Origin of the sequence: Cryobacterium sp. N19 (assembly GCF_002929595.1) — a bacterium.
Taxonomy (GTDB): Bacteria; Actinomycetota; Actinomycetes; order Actinomycetales; family Microbacteriaceae; genus Cryobacterium; species Cryobacterium flavum.
This window is the reverse complement of sequence record NZ_PJJR01000053.1, coordinates 69,701-87,543: the sequence shown is the minus strand read 5'-3', so window position 1 is coordinate 87,543 and position 17,843 is coordinate 69,701. Positions and strand designations below refer to the sequence as shown.

The window sequence follows — 17,843 nt, the reverse complement described above, 5'->3', positions numbered from 1 at the left end:
ACCTTTTCGAACGGATAGAGGATCAACACATGACGGCACAGACCGCAATCGGCATCGACATCGGTGGCACGGGAATCAAGGGTGCGGTAGTCGATCTGGCCACCGGCGCGCTCCTCTCTGACCGCGTGAAGTTGCCCACTCCCAAGGGTGGTCGGCCGCAGGACATTGTCGAGACCACCCGAACCCTGCTCGCCACCGTCTCGAAGGACGTCGGAGACCTCCCGGTGGGCGTGTGCTTTCCCGCGGTCGTGAAGAACGGTCACACCATGTCGGCCGCGAACGTATCGTCGAAGTGGATCGGGCTCGCCGCGGAAGCCCTGTTCGAAAAGGGTCTCGGCCTGCCGATTCACTTCGTTAACGATGCGGATGCTGCAGGCTACGCCGAATCACAGTTCGGTGCGGCCAAAGACGTCGGCGGCGTCGTGCTGCTGACCACGCTCGGTACCGGGATCGGTTCGGCGCTGCTGAACGACGGCGTGCTCGTGCCCAACACTGAGCTGGGCCATCTGCAGATCGACGGCTACGACTATGAAACCCGTGCGGCATACTCCGCCAAGGAACGTGACGACCTCAGCTGGGACAAATGGGCCGCACGCTTGCAGAAGTATTACTCGACCCTCGAACTGCTCTTCTCCCCCGACCTGTTCATCGTCGGCGGAGGAGTCTCCAAGCACCACGAGCACTTTCTGCCTCTGCTCAATCTGAAGACCCGCATCATCCCTGCTGTGCATCGGAACAACGCCGGTATCCTCGGCGCGGCCGCCCTCGCCGCGCGCTTCCCGGGCTGATTTTCGAAGCTTAACGACAGCAGGACCGACTCCACGTAAGTGGTGTCGGTCCTGCTGTCGTTAGGTCAGTCGAGCGTTACCGAGCCATCGGTTCGGCGACCTCGTCTACTGCCACGGCCTCGGATACCGAGGTCCGCTGGCGGCACTTCATCCAGTACGACAGAGCGAAGATCACGATCAGCGACACATAGATGGTGGCCGCGATCGGCGACGCGATGAGCGCCGGCGGGTCTCCCTGCGAGATCGCGAGCGTGTGTCGCAGCTGGTTTTCCAAGATCGGGCCGAGAATCAGCCCGACCATCATGGGAGCGATCGGGTAGCCGTAGCGCCGCATGAAGAAGCCCGGCACGCCATCCACGAGCAGGATTACCACATCGACCTGCGTGAAGTTGAGCGAGAATGCACCGAGCCCGGCGAACACCAGAATTCCGGCGTGCAGGTACGGGCGCGGGATCTGCAGAATCTTCACCCAGATACCGACCAGCGGCAGGTTCAGAATCAGCAGCATCAGGTTGCCGACGTACAGGCTGGCAATGATCTTCGGCATGGCTTCGGTGGGCATTCTGGAGGAGGCCCTCCGCGCCGACCTGTACAAGGTACCGCCCGAACTCGTGATCTGGCTCGTCGGTGCTGCCCTAGTGGGAACGGCTGGGGCGATGGTCATATCCCGCATGGTGTGGCGCCGGATCCACCGGTTGGAGCCTGAGGAGATCGCTTCCCTGTTGGAGACGCACGATGCGATGCTGCACGGCATCGGCGAAGGCGTCGTCGCGGTTGACGTCCTCGGCGCAGTCGCCCTGGTCAACGATGAGGCACGGAGGCTGCTCGGTGCCGACGATGACTCGGTGGCGAGCCCGGCGACGGAGGTGCTCGGTGCGGCCATGGCGGTTCCGTGGTGTCCCGGCGCTCTCCCCCGGCATCACCCACCCGGATGTTGCGAGCCTGCTCATGGCCAAGAGCACTATCGCGGCCGAGAAGGGCATCCGTTTGGTCATCGATGAAGGGTCAATCCTCGCGCCCGACGGCACGACCGATCCGGTCACTGTGCTCGGCAACCTCATCGACAACGCGATGGAAGCAATCTGCGCCGACGGTACCATCCTGGTGCGCCTCGGCACCGACAGGCACCGGCACTACCTTCGTCGTCTCCGACGACGGTCCGGGAATCAAGGAGAAGGACCGTGTGCGAATCTTTGAGTCCGGCCAGTCCACACGAGAATCCAGCCGACCCGGTCGATATCATCGCTATCACCGCGGCCCGGGAACTCGACACCGTGCGGGCCGCGATGGCCGGCGGCGTCATGCATTACCTGGTCAAGCTATTCACCTCGACCGTTCTGCTTGAGCGACTCGACCAGTACGTTCAGCACCGGCAGGAACTCCGAGATCACGCCGCGATCGCACCATCGATGCTCGATCAGGCCCGCATCGACCGGATGCTGCAACCCGGCGCGCTCGCGCCCGCCGCCCTTGCCGCCGGTGCAGCTGCACCGACCGTTCCCGCTGACTCCACCGGGTTGTCGCTCTCCAAGGGGCTGTCCGAGGTGACCCTCGATGCCGTTGTGGCAACACTCCAGCGCGTCGTGGTGGGCATCTCGGCGAGCGATGTGGCCCAGCATCTGGGCCTGGCCCGGCTCAGCGCCCGCCGGTATCTCGAATATCTGCTCGCCGCCGAACGCGCCGACATCACCCAGAAGTGTGGCCGGGCCGGGCGGCCGGAAAAGCTCTACCACTGGACCGCGGCCGGTTGATCGGCCGCCTGGCCAGCAAAGAAGTGGAATGGGCCGGCTAGTACGCCGGGTTCTGTCCAGGTGTTCGCACACCGTCGACGGCCATCTATCTCGTGACTACGTTGCCGCAGCCCTCTAGCGGTCTACCCGAAAGCTCGGCGAGCCGCCTCAACGCTTTCTGTCTGACCTTGCTCCGGACGAGGTTTACCGAGCCGACCAGGTCACCCTGGCCTCTGGTGGTCTCTTACACCACCGTTTCACCCTTACCACCAACTCGCGCTGGTGGCGGTCTACTTTCTGTGGCACTGTCTCGCGGGTTGCCCCGGGTGGGCGTTACCCACCATCCTGCTCTATGGAGCCCGGACGTTCCTCGGCATCCGCTCGATCCGAAGATCTAACGAACGACGCGACCGTCTTGCCGACCCATTCCGTAAATTGAGTCTACCGGGCGCGCGGGCTGCCGCCGAACGCACGCCCCATCGGTACTAGATTCCGGACTCTTCGGTGCGCACCAGCACTGCGCCACAATCGGGGCAAAAAATGACCTCGTCGGCCGGTGCCTGGCGGGCATCGGCGAGGTCGCTGCCGGTGAGGGTCATGGTGCAGCCACTGCAGGTTCGGGCGCGCAGCAGGGCCGCGGCGTTGCCGTGGCCGGTGATGCGCAGACGCTCGTACAGCGCCGCGAGGTCGTCGGGGATGGTGGCCGCTACGGTGGCCCGGTCGCGCGTGAGTTCGGTGAGTTGGCGGGTGAGGTCGACCAACACCTCGTCGCGCGCGGATTCGGTCGCGCTCACACGTTCGGCGATGGCGTCACGCTCCTTTTCCACCACGGCGACGGCAGCCTCGTGCTCTTCCTGGCGCTCCAGCACAGCGATCTCGATCTCTTCGAGGTCGAACAGGCGTTTCTTGAGCGAGGCGACTTCGGAGTCCAGAGCCTGGATGTCCTTGATCGACGAGGTGTGCTGCAGGCGGTCGGTGTCGCGCGCGATTCGCTTCTCCACGACCTCGACGTCGCTCTCGATGCGTCCCAGTTCGGTGCGCACGTCGTCAAGCTCGCCCGACCGACCGAGCAGTTTCATGCGGCTGGCCTCGGCTTCACGATTGAGGTCGGCCAGTTCGGCGTGCTGCACGAGCGATTTTGACTGGTGGCTGAGCTGAAGAACCTTGATGTCCAGGGCCTGAAGCCGCAGAAGTTCCTTCTGCTGGAGTGGTGATGCCTTCACGATGTCCTGACCTAACGCTTTTGATGAGATGTGGTACGAAAAAATGGGGATGACTCGGAGATTAGTGCACTAGTCAGTGCACGACGGCGAAGGACCACGGATCGGTGTTCAGTTCGCTGACGGTGACTACGATCCCGGGAAGAGCTGTTCGCAACTGCTCGGCCGCCGGTTCCAGCCAGAGCCACTCACTGGCCCAGTGCGACACGTCCATGAGCGCGGGGCCGCCCGTGCAGAGCGCTTGCTCTCGCGCTTCGGAGGAGGGGTGATGACGCAGATCGGAGGTGATGTAGACATCCGCTGTCAGCACGCTGGGGTGGCGCAGCAATGAATCGCCTGCACCGCCGCACAACGCGACGGTGGTGACCGGTGTCAAATAGTCGCCCGCGACGCGCACGCCCGACGCAGTCGCAGGCAGCAAGGCCAGCACGGTGTGCGCGAGGTGCCCCACGGTTGTTGGCTCGGCCAGGCGTCCAACGCGACCGATGCCGGTTCCGGGCGCGGCACTGTCGGTGATGGGTAGGGCGTCGATCAGTCCCAGCCGGGTAGCGATCACGTCGGACACGCCGTCAGCGACGACGTCGGCGTTGGTGTGCGCGGCGAGCAGTGCGCAGTCTGCGCGAATCAGGCGACTGAGCAGGGCGCCCTTGTAGCCGTCTTCGGCAATGCTCGTGACACCGCGCAGCAGCAACGGATGATGCGTCAGCAGCAGGTCGGCGCCGGCCTCGACGGCCTCGTCGACGGTGTCGGAGACGGCATCGACAGCCAAGTGGATGCTGCGAATCGGCCGGTTCGGATCTCCGCTGACCAGGCCAGGTGCGTCCCAGGCCTCGGCACCGCCCGGGGGCCACAGGGTATGAGCGACGCGGATAACGTCGGCTAGCGAGAATGACACTCGTTCAGCCTACCGGGCGCCCGGCGCTGGGGCTTCGCCGGACACGGTGCAACCCAATGCTCCGGTCCGGCGAAAGATAAGTCAGTAGTCGAAGTCGTCGAACTGGGCGACGGCCGATTCCTCACGGGTCCAGGCCGCGGGAATCATGGCCCCGGTTTGGGCTTTGCGGTGCAGAAAATCGGTGGTCTCCGGTTCAACCAACTCCGGCGACGGACTGTCGGCCGTCACGCTGACCAGCTGGCTGGCCGAACCAATCAGGAACTGGGCACGCAGCAGGTGTCCATCATCTCCCATCACCGGGATGTCGACGACGTCGACCTGCCGGCGGTTACACAGTGCTTCGGCGTAAAGGAGTACGGCATCAGCCAGATCGCTGCCGGTTATTACTGAACCGCCCGGGTGAAATATGCGTTTCATGATTGCCCCTCGAAAGCTCACGGAAAATGCAGGTGCTTCCAGGGACCGGGGTCGCTCTAGCAGTATATGCCCGGTCTACCCCCACGACGATGGAAACTCGGCTATCTCGCATAAACGCACTGGACCGCAGTGTTACAGCGTGAGCGCGCGATTCACGATCCGCTCGGCGACGTCCGCGAGGGGAAGGCCGTTGTTGCGGGCATATCCGCGAATCTTGTCAAACGCATCGCCCATGTGCACCCCGTGGGTATAGGCCACCACACCCTTGGCCTGCTCGATCAGCACCCGACTGCTGAGAGCATGCTGGAGTTGCTGGCGAACAATATCGCTCTCCCGAATAGCCCGTTCCTGCAGGATGCCGATGGTCGCGACGTCAGCGAGGGCCTGCACCGTGTTGGTATCTGCAGTGCTCAGCCCGCCGGTGCGATCCCAGAAGAGGTTGAGCGAACCGATCGTCGTCGCGCGCAGGCGCAGCGGTACGGCATGCATCGACGCGAATCCCTGAGCTAGAGCTCCCTGCCGAAACTTGGGCCATTTGTCACCGGTGTTGTCGATGTCCGGAATAGCCACGGCCAGCCCGGTCGTGAAGCTTTCGACGCAGGGGCCGCTTCCGGCACGCAACTGCAAAATTTCCACCAAGCGGCTGCGTTCGTTGGTCGACGCCATGACTTCGAGTTCACCGTCGCCAGCTGAGAGGATGATGCCCGCCGCCGAGGCTTCTAATAGTGCGACACATTTCTCCACCAGCGTGTGCAAGAGGTCGACAACGTCGTAATCGGCGACGAGTGTGTCGGCCAGGGTAACGAAGGTCTCAAGGAGTTGACCTTCCCGGGTTTTTGTCACCATATTTCCATTCTAAGACTCGGGAATCGACGAAAAATCCAGCTGTCGTGTCACTACATCAGCGGCGACTTCCCGAACAGTTCGTCCATGAGCAAAAGCATGTCCATGAATTATCAGAAGCGCGTCGGCGGCGGAAAGATTGAGCTGGGCCAGAACCATTCCGGTCGCTTGATGAACGACACGCCTCGAATATCCTTCATTATCTTCCAGATTCGTTTTAAGTGTTTGCGACGCGAGGGAACCACGTAAAACCTGCACGGAAGCAATGTGCACGAGCACTTGCGCATCGAGAATCTGTGCGGGAGACAGCCCGTCGGAATGGTTCGAAAACAGGGAAACGGCACCGATATCGAGCGACCCCAAGCTCAGCGGAAAGGCGTAGACGGCATGCACACCGGTGTGCCTGGAGGCGTTCATTAGTGTCGGCCAGGTCGCGCCCGTGGACGTCTGAAAATTATTAATGAGCAAGGGGCGCCGAGTGTGCAGCGCGTCCCAGGATGGCCCTTCACCCAGGTCCAATTGCAGCTCATCAAAGAGCGCGGCCATCGGATTGCTCGCGCAGACTGTTTCGCGTCCAAATGGATTCACGAGCGTGCAGACGGCTGCGGCGTTGACCGGCAGCACCTGAAGAAAAGGCTCACAGATGCTCGCGCGACTCTCGTGAGCGAGCGACAGCTGTTCCACCGCGGCACCGAAGGCCAGCCGATCAGTCACTGAGCACGCACCCAATCCGGACGCACCTGCATCGTGCGTGTCATTCGACCTCACGATCACAAGCTGTGGGAGAAATCTCTGTGGGCCCTACCGGGCTCGAACCGATGACATCCACGGTGTAAACGTGGCGCTCTACCAACTGAGCTAAAGGCCCCGGCGACGACGTTTGTCGCGGGCGTTCTCAGTATAGGTCAGAGTCGCTGCGCGATTGGCGACCCGACGGGTTCAGAGAACCGGTGCCAACTGCTCGAGCGCGGCCCGATACGACTCAATCGACCGCGCCTCGCCCGGTGCGGTGATGAAACTGGAACGGATGATGCCGCTCGGGTCGATCAGAAAAGTCGCGCGATTGGCGAAGCCCTTCTCCTCGAGAAAGACGCCATATTCCTTTGCGACGGCGCCGTGCGGCCAGAAATCCGCGACCAGGTCAAAGGTATATTTCTCCTGCTCACCAAAGGCCCGCAGGGCGTGTCGGGAGTCGACCGAAATGCCAATCAGTTCAACGCCGCCATCGTCGAACAGAGCGAGGTTGTCGCGCAACTCACACAGCTCACCGCTGCAGATTCCGGAGAAGGCCAGCGGAAAGAAGACGAGCGCGACCGACTTCGTTCCCCGGTACTGGCTGAGCTGAACGCTTTCGCCGAACTGGTTGATCAGTTTGAAGTCGGGTGCCTGGGTGTCGTTTTCGAGAGCCATAAATGCTCCTTTCCTGGTGCGCCTGCGCGCACGGATTGGCCGGTGACACACTCTAGCCCCGCAATGTGCGCGGATTCACAGACCGCGTGGATCCGTCCTCGTGAAATTTGGCTGGTGAACCCTCCGTCTGCGGACGACGAGTAAAAATCTGTAGGCTTACGTGGTGCCGCTGGTTGCAATCCAACCTGCTCATTTACGGCACGTGCCTTCGTGGTGGCGAAAGAATGCCCCCACGAAGCACCATCGCTGCATAAACCCCAAGGAGAGGTCGACTGTGACGGTCAACGACCAGGACCCGTACTCTACGAACAACGCCGACTCCGATCCGGAGGAGACGGCCGAGTGGTCGCAATCCCTCGATTCGCTCGTTGCCGAACACGGTCACGAACGCGGACGCGAGATCATGCTCAGCCTGTTGAAGCGTTCGAAAGAGCTGCACCTCGGCGTTCCCATGGTGCCGACGACGGACTACATCAACACCATCGCCACGGAGAACGAACCCGACTTTCCCGGTGACGAAGACATCGAGCGCCGCTACCGCGCCTGGATTCGCTGGAACGCTGCCGTTCTGGTGCACCGCGCTCAGCGCCCCGGCATCGCTGTCGGCGGGCACATCGCGACCTATGCGTCATCCGCTGCCCTCTATGAAGTCGGGTTCAACCACTTCTTCCGCGGCCAGGATCACCCGGGCGGTGGCGACCAGATCTTCATCCAGGGACACGCCTCCCCCGGCACCTATGCTCGTGCCTTCCTCGAGGGCCGCCTGACCGAGAACCAGCTCGACGGGTTTCGCCAGGAGAAGTCGCACGCTCCCGACGGCATCTCGTCCTACCCGCACCCACGCCTCATGCCGGAATTCTGGCAGTTCCCGACCGTGTCGATGGGGCTCGGCCCCATCAACGCCATCTACCAGGCGCAGCTCAACCGCTACGTGACCAACCGTGGCATCAAGGACGCGAGCGACCAGCAGGTCTGGGCGTTCCTCGGCGACGGCGAAATGGACGAGGTGGAAAGCCGCGGCCAGCTGCAGGTCGCAGCCAACGAAGGCCTCGACAACCTCAACTTCGTGATCAACTGCAACCTGCAGCGTCTCGACGGCCCGGTGCGCGGTAACGGCAAGATCATCCAGGAGCTGGAGAGCTTCTTCCGCGGTGCCGGCTGGAACGTCATCAAGGTGGTCTGGGGCCGCGAGTGGGACAACCTGCTCAAGAACGACGTCGACGGCGCCCTGATCAACCTCATGAACGTCACGCCCGACGGCGACTATCAGACCTACAAGGCCGAGAGCGGCGCCTACGTACGTGAGAACTTCTTTGGCCGCGACCCGCGCGCCCTCAAGCTGGTCGAACACCTGAGCGACGACGAGGTCTGGAACCTCAAGCGCGGCGGCCACGACTACCGTAAGGTCTACGCCGCGTTCAAGGCCGCATCGGAGCACAAGGGACAGCCCTCCGTCATTCTGGCAAAGACGATCAAGGGCTACGGCCTCGGCCCGAGCTTCGAGGGCCGCAACGCGACCCACCAGATGAAGAAAATGACCCTCGACAACCTCAAGTCCTTCCGTGACAGCATGCACGTGCCGATCACGGATGCTCAGCTCGAGGAAAACCCGTACCTGCCGCCGTACTACTCCCCCGGCGACAAGGACGAAGCGATCGAGTACATGCACGAGCGGCGTCGTGCGCTCGGCGGCTACCTGCCGGAGCGTCGCACCCGGCACACCGCGCTCAATCTGCCTGGCGACGAGACGTACAAGGTCGCCAAAAAGGGTTCCGGAACCCAGGAAATCGCCACGACGATGTCCTTCGTGCGGCTGCTCAAGGAGCTCGTGCGGGCCAAGGACTTCGGCAACCGTATCGTTCCGATCATCCCCGACGAGGCCCGCACCTTCGGCATCGACGCGTTCTTCCCCACCGCCAAGATCTACAACCCCAACGGCCAGCACTACACGTCTGTTGACCACGCCCAGCTGCTCTCCTATAAGGAGAGTCCGCAGGGCCAGATTCTGCACGTGGGCATCAATGAAGCCGGGGCTGCCGCGGCGTTCACCAACGTGGGTACCTCGTATGCCACCCAGGGTGAACCGCTCATTCCGGTCTACGTCTTCTACTCCATGTTCGGATTCCAGCGCACCGGCGACGCCCTCTGGGCGGCCGGCGACATGATGGCCCGCGGGTTCATCATTGGAGCCACGGCCGGACGCACCACGCTGACCGGTGAGGGGCTGCAGCACGCCGATGGTCACTCGCCGCTGCTGGCGTCGACCAACCCGGCCGTGGTCTCCTACGACCCTGCGTACGGTTACGAGATTGGCCACATCGTGCGCGCCGGACTCGATCGCATGTACGGCGGAACCCACACCGACCCGAACGTCATGTACTACATCACGGTCTACAACGAGCCGGCCGTTCAGCCGGCCGAGCCCGACGATGTCGACGTGGACGGAATCCTGCACGGTATCCACCGGGTGAGCGCATCCGCTGTGAGTGGTCCGAAGGCTCAGCTGCTGGCCTCCGGCGTCGCCGTGCCGTGGGCGCTTGAGGCGCAAAAGCTGCTCGCCGACGACTGGGGTGTGTCGGCCGATGTTTGGTCGGTCACGTCCTGGACCGAGCTTCGCCGCGATGGTCTTGCCGCCGAGGAACACAACTTCCTCAACCCCGACGACGAGCCGCGCGTTCCGTATGTCACGGCGAAGCTCGAGGGAGCAGCCGGTCCGTTCGTGGCCGTGTCCGACTTCATGCACGCCGTTCCGGATCAGATTCGGCAGTTCGTTCCGAGCGACTTTGCAACGCTCGGCGCCGACAGCTTCGGCTTCTCGGACACCCGTCCGGCGGCACGTCGATTCTTCAAGATCGACGGTCCGTCCATGGTCGTGCGCACCCTGGAGCTGCTCGCCCGTCGCGGTGAAGTTGACCGGAGCCTCGCCGGCCAGGCGATTGCCAAGTATCGCCTGCACGATGTGAGCGCGGGCACCACCGGCTCTGCCGGGGGCGAGAGCTAAGAAACCGTGGCACCGGCGCCCAAGACGAAAGAGCAGACTCTCAACTGGCTGCGCACCATCTCCGGCGAGCTGTCCACCCAGACGCTCAAGCGGCTCGAGGACACGCTGTCCTGGTATGGCGATATGCCACCAGGACGGCGGTCGGCGGTCGGCCTCGTCGCCCAGGCCGGAATCACGAGTTTCATCTCGTGGTTCGACGACCCCCGGTCAACGCCGTGGATCGCCGCTGACGTCTTCGGCGCCGCCCCCCGCGAACTGCTGCGCTCGGTGAGCCTGCAGCAGACGCTGCAGCTCATTCGCGTAACGGTTGAAGTCGTCGAGGAACGGGTCAAGGACGGTGGGGAGGCCCTGCGCGAGGCCATTCTGCTCTACTCCCGGGAGATCGCTTTTGGGGCAGCGGATGTCTACGCTCGCGCCGCCGAGGCACGCGGGCTCTGGGACGCACGACTCGAAGCGCTCGTCGTCGACTCTATTCTCAGCGGGGAATATGACGACGAACTCCCCAGTCGCATCGCGGCCCTCGGCTGGCACGGCCACGGCGAGGTCTGCGTTTTGGTCGGCACGACGCCGCAAATGCTCGACGTCGACCAGCTGCGACGGGCCGCCCGGCACATGGCTGCTGACGTTTTGATCGGAGTTCAGGGCAACCGCCTCGTGCTCGTGATCGGTCGGGCCCGTCCGGCGCCGGTCGACAGCGAGGACGTCGGTACGGCCGCTGCCCTCACCTTCATGGAAATCGCCATGCAGCTCGAGCCGATCTTCGGCCCCGGCCACCTGGTGCTCGGCCACGAGGTCCCCAACCTCGTGGACGCGTCGAAAAGCGCGAAGGCCGCGCTGGCCGGTTTCGCGGTCGCTCGCTCCTGGCGCAATGCGCCTCGCCCGGTGCAGGCCGACGATCTGCTCCCCGAACGTGCCCTCGCTGGCGATCCGCTCGCCCGGGCCACGCTCATCCATCGCATCTATCGGCCACTGCAGGCCCACTCCACCGAGCTGCTCACCACGCTCTGGTGCTATCTCGACAATGGCCGCTCGCTGGAGGCGACCGCTCGCGAACTCTTCGTGCACCCGAACACCGTTCGGTATCGCCTGAAACGCGTGTCCGAGGTCATCGGCTACGACGCCACGGGAGCCCGCGAGGCACTCATTCTGCAGTCCGCGCTGATCATCGGCTCGATCAGCGACCACGACGGATCCAGCCGACGCCGCTGATCCAGCCCGGGGAAACCGGCGAATGTACTACTGTCGACAAAGCTTTCTTGGATACTTAGTGCGATCTACACATTCATTTACGTCACCAGATTGGAAGACTAACTAAGTGATCGTTGTCGTCTGCCCGGGTCAGGGCTCCCAAACTCCCGGATTCCTTGAACCCTGGCTGGCTCTGCCCGCCTTCGACGCGGGCCTCCGCCAAATTTCCGACGAGGTCGGGCTCGACCTCGTCGCCCACGGCACGGTCAGTGACGCCGACACCATTCGCGACACGGCGATCGCCCAGCCTCTGATCGTCGCTGCCGGCATCCTCACCCTCGAAGCCCTGCTGACCGATGGACGCCGCGACCGCATTGCCGGTATCGCTGGGCACTCGGTCGGCGAGCTGACCGCGGCCGCTGGCGCTGGCATCCTGACCAACGGCGAGGCCGTGCGCTTCGTGCGCGAACGGGGCCTCGCCATGCAGGCGGCTTCCGCGCTGGAGGCCACCGGTATGAGTGCCGTAATCGGGGCCGATGAGAGCGAACTGCTCGCGCGGGTCGCTGAACTGGGTCTCGAACCGGCCAACTTCAACGGGAGCGGGCAGATCGTCGTCGCCGGGGCCCTCAATGCCCTCGCGGACCTCGCCGCGACTCCCCCACACCGGGCCCGAGTCATCCCGCTGCAGGTCGCCGGTGCATTCCACACCCGGTATATGAAGCCAGCCGTCGAACGGATGACCATGGTCGCCGACTCGCTCAGCCCCGCCGATCCGACGCTCCCGATCTGGACCAACCGCGACGGCAGCCAAATGAGCGACGGCATCCATTTTGTGGATCTGCTCGTCGGTCAGGTGTCGTCGCCGGTACGGTGGGACAGGTGCATGGAGGCTTTCGCTCAAGCGGGAGTCACCGGAATCATCGAGGTGGCGCCCGCCGGCGCCCTCGTGGGGCTCGCGAAACGAGCCCTGAAAGGCGTCCCCAGCGTCGCCATCAAGACCCCGGACGACCTGCCCGCCGCCTGGGCCATGATCGACCAGCAGTCCTAACTGTGCCAGCAGTACTGAAGCACGAGAGAATGTGACGAAAGAGACAATGCCAAAGCCCACACTCCAGCAGTCCCACGGACCGCAGTACACCCGCATTCTGTCCGTGGGCGCTGCCCGCGGTGAAAACCTCGTACCCAACGACGACCTCGTTGAAGCCATCGATTCCTCGGACGAATGGATTCAGCAGCGCACCGGAATCATCACACGTGCCCGGGCCAGCCAGGACATCAGCGCCGTCGATCTCGCAACGGATGCCGCCCGCGAGGCCATCGAGAAGAGCGGCGTCGACCCGGCCCTGATCGACGCCGTTATCGTCGCCACCATCAGCAACAGCCGCCAGACCCCATCGATCGCCGCTGTCGTGGCCGACCGCGTCGGCACCAATCCGGCCGCCGCCTACGACATCAACGCGGCCTGCGCCGGCTACGCCTATGCCGTAGCCCAGGCCGACGCCCTGATTCGCACGGGGGCTGCACACTACGCGCTCGTCATCGGCGCAGAGAAGCTCTCAGACCTCGTCGACCCGACCGACCGCAGCATCTCCTTCCTCCTCGGCGACGGCGCCGGCGCCATCGTCATCGGCCCGAGCGACTACCCCGGAATCTCTACCACAGTGTGGGGCTCGGACGGCTCCAAAGCAGACGCGATCACCATGAATCACACCCTGCAGGAGTACCGTCGCGGCGAAGCCGACTGGCCCACCCTGCGTCAGGAAGGACAGACTGTCTTCCGTTGGGCCGTCTGGGACATGGCGAAGGTGGCTAAGAAGGCCCTCGAAGTCGCCGGGATCGAGAGCGCCGACCTGGCGGCGTTCATTCCGCACCAGGCCAACATGCGCATCATCGATGAGTTCGCCAAGCAGCTCAAGCTGCCGGAGTCCGTGGTCATCGCCCGCGATGTCGCCACGACCGGTAACACCTCCTCGGCTTCGATCCCTCTCGCCACCCACCGCCTGCTCGAGGAACACCCAGAGCTCAGCGGCGGACTCGCACTGCAGATCGGCTTCGGAGCCGGACTCGTGTTCGGTGCGCAAGTCGTTGTGCTGCCCTAACCTACCCACCCCCTAAACTAGGTCTCGGTCAACCGAGACACCCCTCAAGGAGAAATATCATGGCATTGTCCACCGAAGAAGTTCTGACCGGCCTGGCCGAGCTCATCAACGACGAGACCGGAATCGCAACCGACACGGTTGAACTGGGCAAGTCGTTCACCGACGACTTGGACATCGACTCCATCTCGATGATGACCATTGTCGTCAACGCAGAAGAGAAGTTCGACGTGAAGATCCCCGACGAAGAGGTCAAGAACCTCAAGACCGTCGGCGACGCCGTCGAGTTCATCGTGAAGGCCCAGGACTAGGCCCAAGCCTGAACCAGGTCGGCCGGCAAACGGCCGACCTGTTCACTGGGCTGGTGCTGGAACGCGCCGGCCCACACGTTTGTCGTTCCATGGAGAGTTGACTTATGACCAAGAAAATCGTTATCACCGGTATCGGTGCCACTACGCCGTTGGGCGGCACGGCGGTCGACACCTGGGCGGCCCTTCTGGCCGGCGAATCGGGCACCACCACCCTCGAGCAGGCCTGGGTCGCTGAAACAGCTATTCCCGTAACTTTTGCCGCACAGGCGCGCGTGAAGACCGCAGATGTGCTGCAGCGCTTTGAGGTCAAACGCCTCGACCCGTCCAGCCAGTTCGCGCTGATCGCCGGGCGCGAAGCCTGGGCCGATGCCGGCACTCCCGAGGTCGAGCCTGAGCGCCTCGCCGTGGACTGGGCCACCGGAATCGGTGGCGTGTGGACCCTGCTGGACGCGTGGGACACGCTGCGCGAACGCGGCCCGCGCCGCGTGCTGCCGATGACCGTGCCGATGCTCATGCCCAACGGCCCGGGAGCGGCCATTGGCATGGACCTGCACGCCCGTGCCGGTATCACCACGGTTGTTTCCGCCTGTGCCTCGAGCACCGAAGCTCTGGTCAACGCCTACAACCGCCTGCAGGCCGGATTGGCCGATGTCGTTATTGCTGGCGGCTCCGAAGCCGCGATTCACCCGCTGCCGATTGCCTCGTTCGCGGCGATGCACGCCCTGTCGACCCGCAACGACGACCCGGCCACCGCGAGCCGCCCGTACGATGTGACCCGCGATGGTTTCGTTCTCGGCGAGGGCGCTGCCGCCCTCGTCATCGAGACCGAAGAGCACGCCAAGGCACGTGGAGCGCACATCTACGCTGAGCTCGTCGGCGGCGTCGTCAACAGCGACGCGTACCACGTCACCGCGCCTGACCCTGAGGGAACCGCGGCTGCCCGCGCCATGGTGTCGACGGTGCAAAATGCCGGTGCGACCCTCGCTGAGGTATCCCACATCAACGCTCACGCCACGAGCACCCCGGTCGGAGACATCGCCGAGTACAACGCTCTCAAGCGAGTGTTCGGTAACCTGCTCGACGGTATCCCGGTGTCGGCCACGAAGGCATCAACCGGCCACCTGCTCGGAGGTGCCGGTGCCCTCGAGGCGTTCTTCACGGTGAAGGCTCTCGCCGAGCGCACCGCACCGCCAACGATCAACCTCACGTCGCAGGACCCGGAAATTCCGCTCGACGTGGTGACCACTCCGCGGGCGCTCCCTGCCGGAGACCTGCTCGCGCTGAGCAACTCCTTCGGGTTCGGCGGGCACAACGCGGTCGTGGCATTCCGTTCCGTCTAAGTACTGCAGATGAGAATGACCCCGTCCGGATTCGGACGGGGTCATTTCTGTAAGGCGATTCGCCGAATCTGGCCGTGTTCACGGGAACAGACGTCGACTTCGTGGGATTGCCACCGGGAGTATCACCGGTCGACAGGCCACGCCATCACGGGCGAACCGCACGCATTGGGGAACCGGTCTGATCAGCCGACCTGGTGCAGCCACACCACGGCGTTCAGATCGCTGGCCTGCCGGAACGGTTCAAGCTCGTCGTCCCAGGTTTGCCCGAGGGCCAGGCGCAGCTCCCGGTGCAATTCGATCGCGTTGGCTCCGGCACGCTCCATCGCCGATCGAATGCGATCTTCCGGCACGACGACATTACCCACGCTGTCGGTCTGTGCGTAGAAGATTCCCAGCTCAGGCGTGTGCAGCCAGCGACCGCCATCCGAACCCGGTCCGGCGTCTTCGGTGACTTCAAAGCGCAACTGCTCCCACCCTCGCAGAGCGGATGCGAGTGCCGCGCCGGTACCCGGGGATCCCTCCCAGTAATATTCGGCCCGATGGGATCCGGGCAGAGCCGGTTGTTCTGACCAGGCAAAGTTGACAGCCTCGCCGAGCGCACGGCCAGCCGACCACTCGACATGCGGGCAGACGGCCCGCGGAGAGGAGTGCACAAAAAGCACCCCCCGCGCAATCCGCGTCCGACGGTTAGGTGTTGCATCCATCGTGTTTCTCCGTTCCTAGTAGGTGCGTCTTCCCCAACGACCTCGGAACGACCGCGCTTGCAACGCTGAGCTACTTTCAACTCACTGCTGTGGGCACGATGGTGAATGTGAAATTGTTCGACCGCCAGAGCGCAGCGAGCCGATAGCGCCATTATGCCCCAGCCACCTGCGCATTGACAAGCACCTGACGGGCCTTCCCGGGGCCCGGTGTAGGCGAGGCTTCGTCGGCCGCGAACGCACATCTGTGACCACCAGAGGCCGCATTGGGACAGCGCATACGGGGAATCGTGCACAGACTCCACATTCGTTATACGGATGCGGTCGGCCCTGTTATTGCAGGTCCGGCCGCTTTTTTGTGCCCGTTTCCGGGTTTTCGTCTACCCCGGAACGGGGGGTGAACCTGAGAAAAACCCGTATTCGATTGTGACAATGCCCATAGTGGGCAATACTCATTTCACACGACGCGGCCCCCTCCACAGCCGCTCACCCGCACCCCCCGAATCCGTGCACTAGACGAAATGTGACCCATGTCCAACACTGCTTTCGCTTCACGCTCCACCCTTCGCCCCGCTGGTCGCCCGTCGCGCCGCCTGGCCCTGATCGCCGCCGCCGGCGCGTTCGCCGTCGCGTTCAGCGGCCTCGCCGTGCTGCCGGCCCAAGCCGCCACCACCACCGCCTCCGTCGCTGTCCCCGCCGGCAGCAAGGTCACCACCGACCTCGGCACCATCCCCGCCGACGCCGCCTCCGTGCAGGTCATGTTCGACACCACCGCCGCCGCCCGCACCGACATCAAAGTTCTCGTCGGCCCGGAAAACACCCAGCGCTACTACTTCACCGCCCCCACCGGCGACGGCCCCGAACGCACCTACACCGTCCCCGTCACCAGCAAATCCGACGGCACCCTCACCGTCGCCAGCGCCACCGCCAACGTCACCGTCGACATGACCATCGTCGGCTACACCGCCAAAACCGTCCCCGCACCCACCCCGGCACCCACCCCGGCACCGGCTCCTACCCCGACGCCGACGCCCACACCGACTTCGGCTCGGCCGACGGCGGGCACGCCGACCGCGACGAACACCGGTGTTCCCGCCGGCACCAGCCTGAAGGTCGTCAACGGGGACATCAACGTCACCACCCCCGGCACCGTCCTGAACGGCCTCGACGTGAGAGGCCTGATCAAAATCAGCGCCGCCAACGTCACCATCAAAAACTCCATCATCCGCGGCCGCACCATGAACGGTCCCGGCGCCCTGATCAACAACCTCGGCGGCTACAGCAACCTCGTGATCACCGACACCGAACTGTTCCCCACCGTCGCCTCACCCGACGCCAACGGCATCTACGGCTACAACTTCACCGCCACCCGCCTGAACATCCACAACGTCATCGACGGCATCCACGTCACCGGCAGCAACGTGCTCATTCAGAACAGCTGGATCCACGACCACATGCACTACCTCAACGACCCAAACCAGGGCGGATCACCCAGCCACGACGACTCCATCCAAGTACAGATCGGTAACAACGTCACAGTCACCGGCAACCGCCTCACCGACTCACACAGCGCCGCCGTGCAAATCACCCAGGACCGCGGAGTCGTCTCCAACTTCAGCTTCACCGACAACTTCGCCAACAACGGCGCCTGCACCGTCAACATCGCCGAAAAAGCCTACGGCCCACTCAAGGGAACGATCATCAAAGACAACAAATTCGGCAGAGACACCAAGGTCGCCAACTGCGCCGTGATCGCAAAAACCACCACCATCATCGACTTCCAACGCAACTACTACACCGACAACACCACCGTCGTCATCAAAAAGGGCTAACCACCAGACCAACCCCCACAGAATTCCCTTGCAGGAACACCAGGCGGGCCCCACGCACACAGCGCGGGGCC

Annotated in this window: 19 protein-coding genes, 1 tRNA gene and 1 other RNA gene; 11 read left to right on the top strand and 10 right to left on the bottom strand. The window is 63.8% G+C overall.

What is annotated here, in order from left to right; translation table 11 throughout:
* Nucleotides 1-29 precede the first annotated feature (29 nt).
* The gene (gene ppgK / locus CXY78_RS16265) at nt 30-788 is read left to right on the top strand and encodes a polyphosphate--glucose phosphotransferase (RefSeq protein WP_092342212.1); all 759 of its coding nucleotides are present in this window, start codon (nt 30-32) and stop codon (nt 786-788) included.
* Between the two features lie 76 nt (nt 789-864).
* Here ppgK and CXY78_RS21760 read toward each other — a convergent pair whose 3' ends face one another.
* On the bottom strand, nt 865-1,335 hold the full coding sequence (locus tag CXY78_RS21760; protein WP_233206219.1) for a tripartite tricarboxylate transporter permease: 471 nt from the start codon (nt 1,333-1,335) through the stop codon (nt 865-867).
* On the opposite strand from CXY78_RS21760, the gene CXY78_RS21755 reads away from it, so the two are divergent.
* Genes CXY78_RS21755 through CXY78_RS16250 form a run of 3 tightly spaced genes read left to right on the top strand, consistent with a single transcriptional unit; the run spans nt 1,322 to nt 2,539 of the window.
* Nucleotides 1,322-1,789, top strand: a complete 468-nt coding sequence (locus CXY78_RS21755) for a hypothetical protein (RefSeq protein ID WP_233206218.1) — start codon at nt 1,322-1,324, stop codon at nt 1,787-1,789. The genes CXY78_RS21760 and CXY78_RS21755 overlap by 14 nt on opposite strands.
* Nucleotides 1,737-1,985 (top strand): hypothetical protein, encoded by a 249-nt coding sequence (locus tag CXY78_RS16255; RefSeq protein ID WP_092342216.1) that lies wholly within the window; start codon nt 1,737-1,739, stop codon nt 1,983-1,985. Before CXY78_RS21755 ends, CXY78_RS16255 begins: the two co-directional genes overlap by 53 nt.
* Nucleotides 1,970-2,539, top strand: coding sequence for a hypothetical protein (locus CXY78_RS16250; protein WP_140425729.1), 570 nt, complete (start codon nt 1,970-1,972; stop codon nt 2,537-2,539). The genes CXY78_RS16255 and CXY78_RS16250 overlap by 16 nt, the downstream gene beginning before the upstream one ends.
* A 25-nt stretch (nt 2,540-2,564) precedes the next feature.
* Here CXY78_RS16250 and rnpB read toward each other — a convergent pair.
* The 8 genes from rnpB to CXY78_RS16210 form a co-directional block, all read right to left on the bottom strand.
* Nucleotides 2,565-2,944, bottom strand: an RNA gene (gene rnpB / locus CXY78_RS16245) — RNase P RNA component class A.
* Between the two features lie 59 nt (nt 2,945-3,003).
* Nucleotides 3,004-3,741 carry a zinc ribbon domain-containing protein gene (locus tag CXY78_RS16240; RefSeq protein ID WP_104090260.1) on the bottom strand — a complete coding sequence of 246 codons (738 nt, stop codon included), beginning with the start codon at nt 3,739-3,741 and terminating at the stop codon, nt 3,004-3,006.
* 73 nt (nt 3,742-3,814) lie between these two features.
* Complete coding sequence (locus tag CXY78_RS16235; RefSeq protein WP_104090258.1) at nt 3,815-4,633, bottom strand: Nif3-like dinuclear metal center hexameric protein; 819 nt, start codon at nt 4,631-4,633, stop codon at nt 3,815-3,817.
* 81 nt (nt 4,634-4,714) lie between these two features.
* Nucleotides 4,715-5,050 carry a hypothetical protein gene (locus CXY78_RS16230; protein ID WP_092342224.1) on the bottom strand — a complete coding sequence of 112 codons (336 nt, stop codon included), beginning with the start codon at nt 5,048-5,050 and terminating at the stop codon, nt 4,715-4,717.
* A 132-nt stretch (nt 5,051-5,182) separates the two neighbouring features.
* Nucleotides 5,183-5,896: a GAF and ANTAR domain-containing protein gene (locus CXY78_RS16225; protein ID WP_174774985.1), complete on the bottom strand. Its 714-nt coding sequence runs from the start codon at nt 5,894-5,896 to the stop codon at nt 5,183-5,185.
* 9 nt (nt 5,897-5,905) lie between these two features.
* Nucleotides 5,906-6,607, bottom strand: a complete 702-nt coding sequence (locus CXY78_RS16220) for a GAF and ANTAR domain-containing protein (protein WP_104090257.1) — start codon at nt 6,605-6,607, stop codon at nt 5,906-5,908.
* An 81-nt stretch (nt 6,608-6,688) separates the two neighbouring features.
* Nucleotides 6,689-6,761 (bottom strand) — tRNA-Val (locus CXY78_RS16215).
* A gap of 71 nt (nt 6,762-6,832) precedes the next feature.
* Nucleotides 6,833-7,303 (bottom strand): peroxiredoxin, encoded by a 471-nt coding sequence (locus tag CXY78_RS16210; RefSeq protein ID WP_092342228.1) that lies wholly within the window; start codon nt 7,301-7,303, stop codon nt 6,833-6,835.
* A gap of 274 nt (nt 7,304-7,577) precedes the next feature.
* On the opposite strand from CXY78_RS16210, the gene aceE reads away from it, so the two are divergent.
* The 6 genes from aceE (at nt 7,578) to CXY78_RS16180 (ending at nt 15,239) form a co-directional block, all read left to right on the top strand.
* On the top strand, nt 7,578-10,304 hold the full coding sequence (gene aceE, locus CXY78_RS16205; protein ID WP_104090255.1) for a pyruvate dehydrogenase (acetyl-transferring), homodimeric type: 2,727 nt from the start codon (nt 7,578-7,580) through the stop codon (nt 10,302-10,304).
* A gap of 6 nt (nt 10,305-10,310) precedes the next feature.
* Complete coding sequence (locus CXY78_RS16200) at nt 10,311-11,513, top strand: CdaR family transcriptional regulator (RefSeq protein ID WP_092342232.1); 1,203 nt, start codon at nt 10,311-10,313, stop codon at nt 11,511-11,513.
* A 106-nt stretch (nt 11,514-11,619) separates the two neighbouring features.
* On the top strand, nt 11,620-12,540 hold the full coding sequence (locus CXY78_RS16195; protein ID WP_104090253.1) for an ACP S-malonyltransferase: 921 nt from the start codon (nt 11,620-11,622) through the stop codon (nt 12,538-12,540).
* A gap of 46 nt (nt 12,541-12,586) precedes the next feature.
* Nucleotides 12,587-13,591 carry a beta-ketoacyl-ACP synthase III gene (locus CXY78_RS16190; RefSeq protein WP_092342236.1) on the top strand — a complete coding sequence of 335 codons (1,005 nt, stop codon included), beginning with the start codon at nt 12,587-12,589 and terminating at the stop codon, nt 13,589-13,591.
* Between the two features lie 59 nt (nt 13,592-13,650).
* Nucleotides 13,651-13,899 carry an acyl carrier protein gene (locus CXY78_RS16185; protein WP_092108059.1) on the top strand — a complete coding sequence of 83 codons (249 nt, stop codon included), beginning with the start codon at nt 13,651-13,653 and terminating at the stop codon, nt 13,897-13,899.
* Between the two features lie 104 nt (nt 13,900-14,003).
* A complete protein-coding gene (locus CXY78_RS16180) occupies nt 14,004-15,239 on the top strand; it encodes a beta-ketoacyl synthase (RefSeq protein ID WP_092342238.1) in 1,236 nt (411 codons plus the stop codon).
* Nucleotides 15,240-15,421: 182 nt separating this feature from the next.
* Here the strand turns inward: CXY78_RS16180 and CXY78_RS16175 are convergent, their stop codons facing one another.
* Nucleotides 15,422-15,943 (bottom strand): DUF3145 domain-containing protein, encoded by a 522-nt coding sequence (locus CXY78_RS16175; RefSeq protein ID WP_092342239.1) that lies wholly within the window; start codon nt 15,941-15,943, stop codon nt 15,422-15,424.
* Nucleotides 15,944-16,470: 527 nt separating this feature from the next.
* Here CXY78_RS16175 and CXY78_RS21095 point away from each other — a divergent pair.
* Nucleotides 16,471-17,772, top strand: a complete 1,302-nt coding sequence (locus tag CXY78_RS21095; protein WP_158253335.1) for a hypothetical protein — start codon at nt 16,471-16,473, stop codon at nt 17,770-17,772.
* The last annotated feature ends 71 nt before the right edge of the window (nt 17,773-17,843 follow it).